Here is a 12238-nt window from a genome sequence, read left to right as displayed (position 1 = left end):
GCCAGCTGGCGTGGCTTTCGTTGCGTATACATGTGCCGTGAGCGGCATTCCGGATTTATTCCCACGGTGGCTGATGCCACCGCTCAATAGAAGAACGTTGAATTATGTCAGCTGAATTTCTGAGTGAAGTCTCCAAGAGACGCACTTTTGCGATCATTTCGCACCCGGATGCGGGTAAAACCACCATCACCGAGAAAGTCCTGCTGTTCGGACAGGCCATTCAGCGCGCCGGTACCGTCAAGGGCCGTGGCTCGGGCCAGCACGCCAAATCCGACTGGATGGAGATGGAGAAGCAGCGTGGTATCTCCATTACCACCTCGGTGATGCAGTTCCCCTATGCCGATTGTCTGGTCAACCTGCTCGACACCCCGGGTCACGAGGACTTCTCCGAAGATACCTACCGTACCCTGACCGCGGTCGACTGCTGCCTGATGGTCATTGACGCCGCGAAGGGTGTTGAAGACCGGACCCGCAAGCTGATGGAAGTGACCCGCCTGCGTGATACCCCCATCCTCACCTTCATGAACAAGCTGGACCGCGAAGTGCGCGATCCGATGGAAGTGATGGACGAGGTGGAGCGCGAGCTGAAGATCATGTGTGCCCCCATCACCTGGCCTATCGGCTGCGGTAAATCCTTCAAGGGGGTCTATCACCTCTACAAGGATGAGACCTATCTCTATCAGAGCGGTCAGGGCCACACCATCCAGGAGAAGCGGGTGGTCAAGGGGCTGAACAACCCGGATCTGGATGCCGCCGTCGGCGAAGATCTGGCCCGGCAGCTGCGCGACGAGCTGGAGCTGGTGCAGGGCGCCTCTCCCGAGTTCGATCACGATGCCTTTATCGCTGGCGAGATGACCCCGGTCTTCTTCGGTACCGCGCTCGGTAACTTCGGTGTTGACCACATGCTGGACGGCCTGACTGACTGGGCGCCGTCTCCCATGCCGCGCAAGGCCGAGAGTCGCGAAGTGGTGGCGACCGAGGAGAAGTTCTCCGGCTTCGTGTTCAAGATCCAGGCAAACATGGATCCGAAGCACCGTGACCGTATCGCTTTTATGCGTATCGTGTCAGGTACTTACAGCAAGGGCATGAAGATGCGCCATGTGCGTATCGGCAAGGATGTGAACATCTCCGATGCCGTGACCTTTATGGCCGGTGACCGTGAGCAGGCGGAAGACGCCTTCGCCGGTGACATCATCGGTCTGCACAACCACGGTACCATCCAGATCGGCGACACCTTCACCCAGGGTGAAGATCTCAAGTTCACCGGTATCCCGAACTTTGCGCCGGAACTGTTCCGCCGCATCCGCCTGCGCGACCCGCTCAAGCAGAAGCAGCTGCTCAAGGGGTTGGTCCAGCTCTCCGAAGAGGGCGCGGTACAGGTGTTCCGTCCGCTGATTAGCAACGATCTCATCGTTGGTGCGGTCGGTGTGCTGCAGTTTGACGTGGTGGTTTCGCGCCTCAAGAGCGAGTACAACGTCGAGGCCATCTACGAGGCGGTCAACGTCTCCACCGCCCGCTGGGTGGAAGGGACCGACGTCAAGAAGTTCGAAGAGTTCAAGCGCAAGAACGAGGTCAACTTGGCCCTCGATGGCGGTGACAACCTCACCTATATCGCACCGACCATGGTCAACCTGCGCCTGGCTCAGGAGCGTCACCCGGACGTGGAGTTCCGCCAGACTCGCGAGCACTGATAATGGTTTGTTTGCCTGTTGGCAGATAATCAAAGAGACCCCGCTTCGGCGGGGTCTCTTGTTTTGTGCCGTTTTGCTTGTTTAAGGAGGGATGCAGGGGGGAATGGTTCAGCAGATACCAGTCGCAAGCAGCCCTCACCCTAGCCCTCTCCCGGAGGGAGAGGGAACCATCAGAGGTCTGCCTGAAAGATCGCGGAAGTGTTTTTGCCCCCTTCTTCTCTTGCGGGAGAAGGGTTGGGGATGAGGGGGGCTACCCCAGTGTCAGCACCATGCAGATCTCGCAATCCCCGTGGCCGGTGCAGCCAAGGGGAGCGGGCAGGTGTTCAAAGCCCAATGATTCATAGAGGCTGGTGGCTTCGCGCAGTACCTCTGTGGTCTCCAGATAGCAGCGTAGATAGCCCAAACCGCGAGCGGCATCCAGCGCCTGCAGCACCAGCCGCTTGCCAAGGCCCAGTCCGCGCAGGGCGGGCATAAAATACATCTTCTGCAGCTCGCAGACTCCCTCTTCTCCCGCCAATGGCGCGATACCACCACCACCGAGGATGGAACCGTCCGGCCCTTCGATGACCCAGTAGCGACTCTTCTCCCCCTGATAGCTCTGGGAGAGGGTGTCGAGATTGGGATCCGAGACCCCATACCCCTTGTCGGCGGTGAGGCCATATTCGGCCGAGACGGCGCGGATCACCAAGGCGATCTGGGCATTGTCCGCCGCCGTGATGGGGCGGATCCGGTAGCCCCGCTGGCGACGGGCGCGGGAGAGGGCGCTGCGATAGAGCCGCAGCCCTTGCCACAGCTGCTCCCGCTCGGGCAGGCTCAACTGCGCCAGCATCTCTTCCATCGCCCCGTCCATCTCCCGGTGCAACTCCAGCAGCATCCCCTGACCGTTGACGGTGAGGCGGGCCTCCTTGCTGCGCCCATCGGAGGGGTGCGGGTGCCAGCTGATGAGCTCCCGCTCGGCGAGGCGCGCCAGCGGACGGCTGGCGTTGGATTTGTCGATGTGCAGCTTTTCTGCCAGCTGCTGGTTGGTGGCCGGGGCGTTTTCCAGCTCGATCAGCAGGTGAGCCTCGATGGGGGTGAGGGCCAGATTGCCGCACTGCTGGGAGAGCATGCCGAGTTCGCGAACCAGATCGCGCGACAGGGCGCGCAGGGGACGGGGATCCATATCGTGGGTTCCTTTTTAGTTGTGCATGACAACTAAAATAGCGTAAAAGTTGTAATTCGCAACCTTTTGCTGTGATGACTTGCAGAATATGGGGTGAGCGGCAGCCCCGTTGATTGGGCTGCCGCAGGTGGGGTGGTCGTCAGGCGGCGGCTCTGATAGCGAGCTCCGGGCGGCGGGAGAAGCAGCGGGCCAGCAGCAACATGGTGGCGACGCCTATGGTGCCCAGCACCAGCCAGGGGAGGGCCGGTTGTCCCTGTTGCAGCGAGAAGTCATAGAGGGAGCCGCCGCCCACATAGCCGGTCATGCCCCCCAGCGCCAGTCCGAGGCGGCTGAAGCCCATGTAGCTGCCGCGGGCTGTGGGGTTGGCCAGCCGGGTCATCAGGGTCTCCCGGGCCGGTTCGCAGATGATGATCCCCAGATAGAAGCAGGCCAGCAGCACGAAGATGCCGGAGAGGGTGCTGACAAAGGCGACCAGCCCTATCCCCACCGTCATCAGCAGGATGCCTGCCATCAGTCGGCTCTCCAGCCGATAGCGCCGCTCGCTGAAACGGGCGATAGGGTAGAGCAGTGCCAGCGACAGCGCCGTTTCCAGGCTGTACATCCAGCCCACTGCCGTGGTGGTGCCGGAGAGCTGCTTGACCAGAATGGGGAAAATCAGCATCACCTGTACCCACAGCATGTAGTAGCCGCTCAGGATCAGCACCAGTCGGCAGAAGGCGCGATCTGCCAGCACCTGTCCCAACCCTTCCCGCATCGGAGTCGGTTTGACCGAGAGGCGGTAGGCGGGCAGCAGGGTCCAGTTGCAGAGCGCCGCCAGGGTGAAGAGCCCGGCGCCCAGCAGGCAGACGTAGGTGAAGTCAAAGCGCAGCAGCCAGCTGCCTAGCAGGGCACCGGTGACGGCTCCCGCACTCTCCAGCATCATCAGCAGGGAGATAAAGCGGCCCCGTTCATGGGGACGGGTGAACTTGATCACCAGTGCCGCCCGTGGCGGGTCGAACAGGCAACCGCCCAGTCCGGAGAGGAAGCAGGAGAAGATCAGCATGGCGCCGCTGTCGGCCCAGGCCAGGGTGGCAAAGCCGACGGCGCGCAGCAACATGCCGGTGACGATGAGCGGGCGGGCGCCGAAGCGGTCGGCAAGCGAGCCGCCAAAGATCCCCAGCCCCTGCTGGGTCAGCTGGCGCAGGCCGAGGGCCAGCCCCACCAGACCGGCCGCCCAGCCGAGTTGATCGACGAAGCGCAGGCTGATCATCGGCATCACCACAAAGAAACCCAGGATCACCAGTGTGGTATCCAGCGCCAGAAACCAGCGTCCCCAAAACCTCGCCCTATCGACCATAACGCCCTCTCATTCACAGATACCTTCATTCTGGAGAGGGTTTAGATATAGTGGTAGACGACAACTACCTATATTTCATATCAGGATTATTTATGTCTATGGATCTGGACGATCTGCAACTGCTGCTGGATGTGGCCGAGCTAGGCAGCTTCAGTCAGGCGGCGGCCATTCGTGGCTGGTCACAGCCGCTGGTGAGCCAGCGGATTGCCCAGCTGGAGGAGAGCCTCGGGGCACCGCTGTTTCAGCGTCATCGGCGCGGGGTGACGCCGACCCGTGCCTGCGAGGAGTTTCTGCCATCGGCCCGCTCTGCGCTGGCGATCCTGAGCGAAGGGCGGCTGGCACTGCAGGGGGCGCCTGCGCTGCCTTGTATCCGTCTCTCCAGCCTGCCATCCCTCACTTCGGTGGTGTTTGGCTCGCTATTGATGGAGCTGGTGGATGAGCCGTTTGAGATCCGCTGCACCACGGATCACTCCGGCGAGATCATGCAGTCGCTGCTGACCGGCGAGGCCGATATCGGCTTTGTGCTCAAGCGCCCGCCGGTTGCGGGCCTGCAGATGGAGCTGCTCTGTTGCTCCCCCATCATCGCTATCGCCTCGCCATTGCATCCGCTGGCCGGTTGTCACGGCCTCACGCTGGAGGATATTGCCGACCAGCGGCTGGCACCTCAGGTGTGGGGGCCGGGGTGTGACGTCTTTATCCAGCAGTTGCGGCGGCTGCGGCGGGCGGCCAGCCCCCTGCATGCGGTGCAACCCGCCAGTGCAGCGCGGGATCTGGCGCTGGAACACGGGTTTATCACCCTGATGCCGGAGCTGGCCATCAAGCGGGATCTGGAGGTGGGGCGGCTGGTCAGGCTCGATGTGCGCAATCTGCCGCAAGAGCATTGGGATGTGATGATGGCGTGGCGTGGTGGCAAGCGGCCCAACCCGGCCAGGGAAACCGTGTTGGCCACCGCTCGCACGCTGGCGAAACGGTGGCGCAATGAGTAGAGCGATGCGGGACAAGGCCCGCATCGGGTGGGTCAGTAGCTGGCCTTGAGGGTTACGCCACTGAACGCGGAAAACCCTGACAGATGCACATGCCAGGTGCCCGCCTTGGGATTGGTGAACGAGCAGCTTTCGCTATTGCCCCCCTTGTAGGGACGGCAGTCGTAACTGCTGCTGGTGGGGGCGCTGCCAAAGCGGACGTAGAGGTCGGCATCACCGGTACCGCCACTGCTGCTGATCTGCAGCGACCTGGTGCCCGCCGGTACGTTCAGGGTGTAGTTGAGCTTGCCACCCTTGCTGGCGGCGAGGTTGCTCACCGGCACGCCGTTTTGCAGCATGTTGTCGCTTGGTGGCGGCGTGGTGCCGCAGCTGGCATCGACCCCGACGGTCTGGAAGGCCCGTGCCACATCCGCCTGACTGTAACCCAGGTCGGCGGTCGCCTGGCTGACGCCGCAGGCCCCTTGCTGGTAGTTGGTGTTGGCGCCCCAGTAGAGGCGGTTGGCCAGCAAGAACACTTCAAATGCCTTGCGGGTGTTCCAGCCACTGCTGGTGGCGAGCAGGTAGAAGGCGCGGTTATAGACCCCTGAGCTGTGGTGTACATCCATCCCCTCCTGATAATCCGCCGCATGGCCGATGGATCTGCCATCCCGGGTCGGATCCTCGAAGTAACGCAGGGAGCCGTTGCCCTTGAAGATCTGGGCGCCAACCAGCCAGTCGTTGCTCCCCTTCATGTAGAACTCGGCCGCTTCCCCCGCCATATCGGAGAAGGCCTCGTTGATGCCGCCGGATTGTCCTGAATAGATCAGCCCGGAGTTCTGCTCGGTAAAGCCGTGGCTCACCTCGTGGGCCGCCACATCGAGGCTCACCAGCGGGTGGAAGGTGGTGGCGCCGTCACCGAAGGTCATCTGGCTGCCATCCCAGAAGGCGTTCTCGTAATTCTTGCTGTAGTGAACCCGCATCTTCAGTTTGAAGGTGAGGGGCGCCGTGTTGTACCAGTTGCGGTACATGTCGAACACCACGTTGCCGAAGTAGTGGGCGTCGTTGAGGGGAGAGTAGGCGCCGTTGATCTCCTTGACCCGGTTCTCCGGACAGGTGAACTGGTGGATGGCGCCGCCTGAGGTGGCGTGGTTGAGGTTGATGGTATCGACGTTGGGGCTGGTCATCCGGCAGTTGTCATCGACGATGAGCGGGCCAAAGTCGGTGCCGTAGACGTATTTTCCGGTCTTGATGTTGCCCCCGGGGCCAGTGGCATCCTTGTGGTTGAGCCCCTCCCAGCGTTTGAGCTCCTCACCGCTCTGGGCATCAAGAATGACGAAGGGGCGGCTTGGCTTGTCACCTTCGGCGATGAAGGAGACCTGATACACCAGCCTGGCCAGCCCGTTCTCATCCTGCATCACGTAGAGTTTGGCCTGCTCGTTGCTCCCCTTGCTGCCCGCCTTGGCCTTGCTTGTTGCATCCTGTGGCGAGAGGGTGGCGGCCGGGCTTGCCACATCCTGATCGATCTGGCGCAGCATGCGTCCGCTGGCCTGTTGCAGCTGGCCGTTCAGGCTCTTGTCAGCTACCACCACCTGACCCATTACCGGGATGCCGTTCCAGACCTGCTCGTAGCGGATCCGCTGCTGGCCGTTGGGCAGCTTGACCACCCGCACCTGACGAAACTCGCCATCTTCCAGCTGCAAGGTACCACTCGCGGCACTGAGGCCGGTCATGGCCCGGATGCCGTTTGCCGTTACGTTGATCTCTACCTCTTGCGCCGCCAGTGCGGCGCTTCCCCAGCAGGCCAGCGCAACGGCCAGATAAATTTTATTCATCTCTTCTTTCCTTAAATCGATGAGGTTGATAAACCGACCGAAGGTCGGGCGTTTTGAAGCTAGTGCCGGTGGGGGAAAGTGCACCCTGTCAAAAGTGACAGCGCAGCACAAAGGGGTAGCAGGATCTGCCAAAGTGCCGTTTGGGGGCATTCGTCGGCGCCATGTGGAGAGCATTATCCGGTTTCAGACACCCACCCTCCTCTTTTGAGGGAGGAGAGATCGTGCGCTGTCACTCTCTGCGAAGCCTGCCGGAGGAGGGCCGTAAAAGTGGCTGGCGCGGCCAGTGGCGATTGGCTACATTGGGTGGCTGGTTCGCTATTTGATCACTGATTTGAAAGGAGAATCCCATGTTTTCATGGCAGTTGGACGACGAGCTTGCGCTGCTCTTCTTGCAGCCCGATATGGCGAGCGAACTGTTTGCCCTCTGCAATGACAACCGGGAGTACCTCTCCCAGTGGCTACCCTGGCCGCCACTGATCCAGCGCCCCGTCGACAGCGCCCTCTTCATTCGCAGTGCCATCGAGAAGTTCGCCCGCGGCGAGGGGCTCACCACTGCCATCGAGTATCAGGGGGAGGTGGTGGGGGTTATCGGTTACAACAGCATCGATCACGACCTTGGCAAGGTGGTCATTGGTTACTGGCTGGCGGAGCGCTGGCAGGGTAACGGCATCATCACCCGGGCCTGTCAGGCCCTGATCCACCACGCCTTCGAGGAGATGGGGATGGAGAAGGTGGAGATCAGCGCCGCCACCGATAACGAGCCCAGCAGAGCCGTCTGTGAGCGGCTCGGGATGCAGCTGGAGGGGGTGACCCGGCGCGCAGAGCGGCTGGGCAACCGGATTGTGGACCATGCCCACTACAGCTTGCTGCGCGATGAGTGGTTAAAGCAGAGGGAGTCCTGATGGCGCTGCCACATATCAAGACGGCCCGCACCCACCTGACCATACTGTCGCCGGATCAGGCCCCCATGATGCTCGACTTCTACCGGCGCAACCGTGACCATCTCACCCCTTGGGAGCCGCTTCGGGACGAGCAGTTTTACACCCTCTCGTACTGGCATGCCCGGCTGCAGGACAGTTACAGCCAGTTCTTCAACGGCACCGGCGTCAATCTGGTGGCCCTCGATCCGGCTGGCGAGCGGGTGATCGCCACCTGTAACTTCAGCAATATCCTGATGGGGGTCTTCAAGGCGTGTCATCTGGGCTATGCCATCGACCAGCAGCATCAGGGGCAGGGGGTGATGGGAGAGGTGCTGTCAGCCGCCATCGACTACCTGTTTCAGGAGCACGATCTGCATCGCATCATGGCTTGCTATATGCCTGCCAATCAGCGCAGTGGCGCTTTGCTGGAGCGGCTCGGCTTCGAGCGGGAGGGATTCGCGCGGGCGTATCTGATGATCAATGGCCGCTGGGAGGATCACATCCTCACCTCGCTGATTAATCCGGCTCCCTGATTGTCAGATAAAAAAACGGGCCCGAAGTTGCCTTCGGACCCGTCTTCGAATGAGGTGCAGGCTTAGTTGGCCTTGGCATCGCTCACTGCAGCTTCAACCTTGGTAGCGGCTTCGGTAGCAGCTTTTTCTACGGTTGCAGTCGCTTCGGAGGTGGCCTTCTCTACGGTAGAGGTGGCTTCGCTAGCGGCTTTTTCTACAGTGGCAGCAACTTCGGCGGCCGGAGCAGCAGCAGGAGCGGCAGCTTTTTCTTCTTTCTGACCGCAAGCAGTCAACATCAGACCCAGGATACCGGCTACCAGTACTTTGTTCATGTGCATTCCCTCAAAAAAAGATGGAGAGATGGTCTGTGCAACCATCACAGCGCCCACCGTTGCCCGGTATTGAAACAAGAAGCCGGGAGGCAGCAGGCGGGCGCAATATAGCCCCATTAGTTACCGATGAAAACGGATATCACAATGACATTTTTTCGTGCCGTGGATAAAAAGCTCCACTGCAACGACTGATATCAATACAAGATGCCGTTAAATGGTGCTAATTGCACAATAAAACACCATTTCTCTGCCATCTTGTGGCGGTTTAACAAGGTCAAGGTTGGTCAAGAGCGGCCGATGACCCGCACCTTAGTCAGACAGCTTCTGACAGGGCAGCCGTTTTCCCTCAAGGTGGCTCTGACGGGCCAGATCCAGCAGCGCCATCACCGCCAGCGCTTCACTTGCTGGCACCGGGTTGCTTCCCTCACCCTTGATGGCGGCGCAGACACCGCGATAGTAGGCGCCATAATCTCCCGGCTCACCCACCACGCTCTGCTGCTGTAACTGACCATCGACAATGCGGCTGAGCTGACCGGGTTCGCTATCCATGCCCCAATCCGCCGCCGGTGGCCGCAAGCCCTGCTTGAGCTGATCTTCCTGCACATCCATACCGAATTTCACGAACGAACCCTGGCTGCCGTGAATGACAAAGCGCGGCATGGTGGCCGAGACCAGACAGCTGCCATGCAGAATAACCCGCAGAGCACCGAAACCCAGCACCACATGGAAGTAGTCGTCCGCCAGTGCGCCGGGGCGCTGCTCGGCCAGATCGGCCTGCAACCAGTCTGGCTGGCCGAACAGCTGCAATGCCTGATCCAGCACGTGGGGGCCGAGATCGAACCAGAGGCCGGAACCCGGCCCACCTGCTTCGCGCCAGCGCTGGCGCACTTCGGGGCGATAGCGATCGAAGTGGGATTCGAACTGGGCGATCTGTCCCAGCGTCCCCTCGGCAATCAAACGGCGCACGGTGAGAAAATCCCCGTCCCAGCGCCGGTTGTGGAAGATACTAAGCAGCCGCTGCTGCTTTTCGGCCAGCTCGACCAGCGCTTGCGCCTCGGCCAGATCCAGTGCAAAGGGCTTGTCGATCACCACATGTTTGCCTGCCAGCAGCGCCTGGCGGGCCAGAGGAGCGTGGGTGTCGTTGGGGGTGGCGATCACCACCAGATCGACGGTCTCATCGCTTAGCACCTCCTCCAGTGAGCCGACCCGGCAGCCGGACAGATCGGCCTGCACCTTGGCGGCATCGCGGCTCACTACCCAACTCAGGGACAAGCCCGGTGTGGTGGAGAGGAAGGGGGCGTGGAAGGTCTTGCCTGCAAAGCCATAGCCCACCAGGGCTGCGTTGAGAGTGTGGCTCATCGGGAGTTCTCCGCTGACATCGAGTGAGTGGGGTTGCCATCGCAGGCTCTCTGCCGGATGGCCATGTGCTGTAAAAGCGATACAAACGAGAAGGGGGCCGATGGCCCCCCGAATGTGCCCATCAGAGCACAGGATTTATTGCAAACACAAGCGGCGACCGCGGCGGGTCATCAGCATCACCAAGGGCGGCAGCAGCAGCCACATATGCAGCGCCAGCTGGCTGAGCGGGTCGTGCATCAGGGCGCCGGTCAGGCCAACCAACGCGCCGGATCCGCTCATCTGGAACAGGCCGAGCAGGGCGGCGGCGGTACCGGCGCAGTGGCCGAATGGTGCCAGCGCCATCCCGGCGGCCGAACCCAGAATCATGGCAAAGCCGATGCTGGAGAGGAATACCGGCCCCATCATCGCCAGCGGATGCTCGATGTGCATGGCCAGCGTCAGGGTGATGGCCGAGAGCATCAACACCAGCAGGCCGATGCGCAGGGTGCGTCTTGGCCCTACCTTGGCGATAAAGCGCGGCGCCATGAAGCAGGCCAGAATGTTGAGCGCGGCGTTGGCGGTAAACCAGTAGCTAAAGCCGCTCATATCCAGCCCCAGTTTCACCATCAGCTGCACCGGTGCGGCGGTGACATAAGCGAGGATCACCGCCATCGCCAGCATGCACAGCGCCGCATTGAACAGGAAGCTGGGGGTGCGCAGCACCGGGCTGTAGCGGGACCAGCTGATGAGGGCCCCTTCACTGCGGGTCTCCTCCGGACGGGTCTCCGGCATCCGCCACATCAGCCAGCTGCCGACGATGAGCGCATAACCGGCCATAAACCAGAAGTTGGCAGACCAGCCCGCCTTGGCGGTGAGCCAGCCACCGAGCAGGGGGGCCAGCGCAGGAATAAAGCAGATGGCGCCATTGAGATAGGAGATCATCTGACCGCTCTTTTTCGGGCCGTAGCTGTCACGTACCACCGAGAAGGCGGCGACCGAGGTGGCGCAGGCGCCGAAGCCCTGCAGCACTCGCGCCAGCATCAATTCGCCGAGGCTGGCGGCAAAACCGGCCCCCAGCGCGCTCAGGCCATAGAGCAGCACGCCGCCCAGCGCGATAGGCTTGCGACCGTAGCGATCGGCCAGCGGGCCAACAAGCAGTTGCCCCAGCCCCATGCTGAACAGGAACCAGGTGATGGTGCCCTGCATCAGGGTTACTTCGGCGCCCAGCTGCTCGGCCATCTGCGGAATGGCGGGCAGGTAGATGTCGATAGCCAGCGGACTGAACAGCACCAGTAGTACGAGTAAAAGTATCAATGGCATCTGTCACCTCTTTAGTCAGCCAGGTTAATGAATTGGGGCGCGAGTCTACTGACTCACAGTAATGAATAGAAATGGTATTTAATCACTTTGGTTATTCCATTATGGAAACATGTATTAAAAAGCTGGTTATTCGATGGCGGCAAATCCCCCGTAACCCCATCACAGCGGGTGTAATTGACGCTTTTACTAAACGCTTGCGCCGCATAGAATGCGCAGATTATTTTTGCGGAGGTGCTCGATGAACAAGCTTGTCCTGGCAACAGGTAACCAGAAAAAGGTGAAGGAATTGGCCGCCATGCTGGCCGATATGAAGATCCAGGTGATCCCACAGAGCGAGTTTGCGGTCTCCGATGCCGATGAGACCGGCACCACCTTCGTCGAGAATGCCATCATCAAGGCTCGCCACGCCGCCCGCATTACTGGTCTGCCTGCCGTGGCCGATGACTCCGGTCTGGAAGTCGATCTGCTGCAAGGGCGCCCCGGCGTCTACTCCGCCCGTTTTGCCGGTGTGGGCGCCGGTGACAAGGCCAACATCGAGAAGCTGCTCGGCGAGCTGCAAGGTGCTCCCGAGTACCTAAAGAGCGCCCGCTTCTGGTGTGTGCTGGTCTATATGCGCCACGCTGACGATCCCACTCCCATCATCTGTCAGGCGAGCTGGGAAGGGATGATTATCGACGAGCCGCGCGGTCAGCACGGTTTCGGCTATGACCCCGTCTTCTTCGTGCCGGATCACGACTGCACCGCCGCCCAGATGCCCGCCGAGCTGAAGAACCAGCTGAGCCACCGTGCCCAGGCGCTGGCCAAACTGAAAGCGGCGCTGGCGGCTCACTGAG

11 protein-coding genes are annotated in these 12238 nt (G+C 61.2%); 5 read left to right on the top strand and 6 right to left on the bottom strand.

Annotation, left to right across the window (positions count from 1 at the left end):
- Nucleotides 1-101 precede the first annotated feature (101 nt).
- Nucleotides 102-1691 carry a peptide chain release factor 3 gene (gene prfC / locus BN1139_RS10435; RefSeq protein WP_085942070.1) on the top strand — a complete coding sequence of 530 codons (1590 nt, stop codon included), beginning with the start codon at nt 102-104 and terminating at the stop codon, nt 1689-1691.
- 250 nt (nt 1692-1941) lie between these two features.
- Here the strand turns inward: prfC and BN1139_RS20995 are convergent, their stop codons facing one another.
- A complete protein-coding gene (locus tag BN1139_RS20995; protein ID WP_005349019.1) occupies nt 1942-2853 on the bottom strand; it encodes a bifunctional helix-turn-helix transcriptional regulator/GNAT family N-acetyltransferase in 912 nt (303 codons plus the stop codon).
- Nucleotides 2854-2992: 139 nt separating this feature from the next.
- Nucleotides 2993-4189 (bottom strand): multidrug efflux MFS transporter MdtH, encoded by a 1197-nt coding sequence (mdtH, locus tag BN1139_RS10425; protein ID WP_005340523.1) that lies wholly within the window; start codon nt 4187-4189, stop codon nt 2993-2995.
- Nucleotides 4190-4281: 92 nt separating this feature from the next.
- On the opposite strand from mdtH, the gene BN1139_RS10420 reads away from it, so the two are divergent.
- Complete coding sequence (locus BN1139_RS10420) at nt 4282-5175, top strand: LysR family transcriptional regulator (RefSeq protein WP_005349020.1); 894 nt, start codon at nt 4282-4284, stop codon at nt 5173-5175.
- 32 nt (nt 5176-5207) lie between these two features.
- Here BN1139_RS10420 and BN1139_RS10415 read toward each other — a convergent pair whose 3' ends face one another.
- Nucleotides 5208-6983 (bottom strand): M4 family metallopeptidase, encoded by a 1776-nt coding sequence (locus BN1139_RS10415; protein ID WP_005349021.1) that lies wholly within the window; start codon nt 6981-6983, stop codon nt 5208-5210.
- Between the two features lie 347 nt (nt 6984-7330).
- On the opposite strand from BN1139_RS10415, the gene BN1139_RS10410 reads away from it, so the two are divergent.
- Together BN1139_RS10410 and rimJ are read left to right on the top strand one after the other, a co-directional pair.
- The gene (locus BN1139_RS10410) at nt 7331-7885 is read left to right on the top strand and encodes a GNAT family N-acetyltransferase (protein WP_005349023.1); all 555 of its coding nucleotides are present in this window, start codon (nt 7331-7333) and stop codon (nt 7883-7885) included.
- A complete protein-coding gene (gene rimJ / locus BN1139_RS10405; RefSeq protein ID WP_005349026.1) occupies nt 7885-8436 on the top strand; it encodes a ribosomal protein S5-alanine N-acetyltransferase in 552 nt (183 codons plus the stop codon). Before BN1139_RS10410 ends, rimJ begins: the two co-directional genes overlap by 1 nt.
- A gap of 62 nt (nt 8437-8498) precedes the next feature.
- Here the strand turns inward: rimJ and BN1139_RS10400 are convergent, their stop codons facing one another.
- The 3 genes from BN1139_RS10400 to BN1139_RS10390 form a co-directional block, all read right to left on the bottom strand.
- Nucleotides 8499-8747, bottom strand: coding sequence for a hypothetical protein (locus tag BN1139_RS10400; RefSeq protein ID WP_005340533.1), 249 nt, complete (start codon nt 8745-8747; stop codon nt 8499-8501).
- A gap of 309 nt (nt 8748-9056) precedes the next feature.
- On the bottom strand, nt 9057-10106 hold the full coding sequence (locus BN1139_RS10395) for an oxidoreductase (RefSeq protein ID WP_005349029.1): 1050 nt from the start codon (nt 10104-10106) through the stop codon (nt 9057-9059).
- A 135-nt stretch (nt 10107-10241) separates the two neighbouring features.
- The gene (locus BN1139_RS10390; RefSeq protein WP_005349032.1) at nt 10242-11405 is read right to left on the bottom strand and encodes a multidrug effflux MFS transporter; all 1164 of its coding nucleotides are present in this window, start codon (nt 11403-11405) and stop codon (nt 10242-10244) included.
- Nucleotides 11406-11643: 238 nt separating this feature from the next.
- On the opposite strand from BN1139_RS10390, the gene rdgB reads away from it, so the two are divergent.
- The gene (gene rdgB / locus BN1139_RS10385; RefSeq protein ID WP_005349035.1) at nt 11644-12237 is read left to right on the top strand and encodes an RdgB/HAM1 family non-canonical purine NTP pyrophosphatase; all 594 of its coding nucleotides are present in this window, start codon (nt 11644-11646) and stop codon (nt 12235-12237) included.
- Nucleotide 12238 lies beyond the last annotated feature (1 nt).

Source organism: Aeromonas veronii bv. veronii, assembly GCF_000820225.1.
GTDB lineage: Bacteria > Pseudomonadota > Gammaproteobacteria > Enterobacterales > Aeromonadaceae > Aeromonas > Aeromonas veronii.
This window is presented reverse-complemented; position numbering and strand designations above follow the sequence as displayed.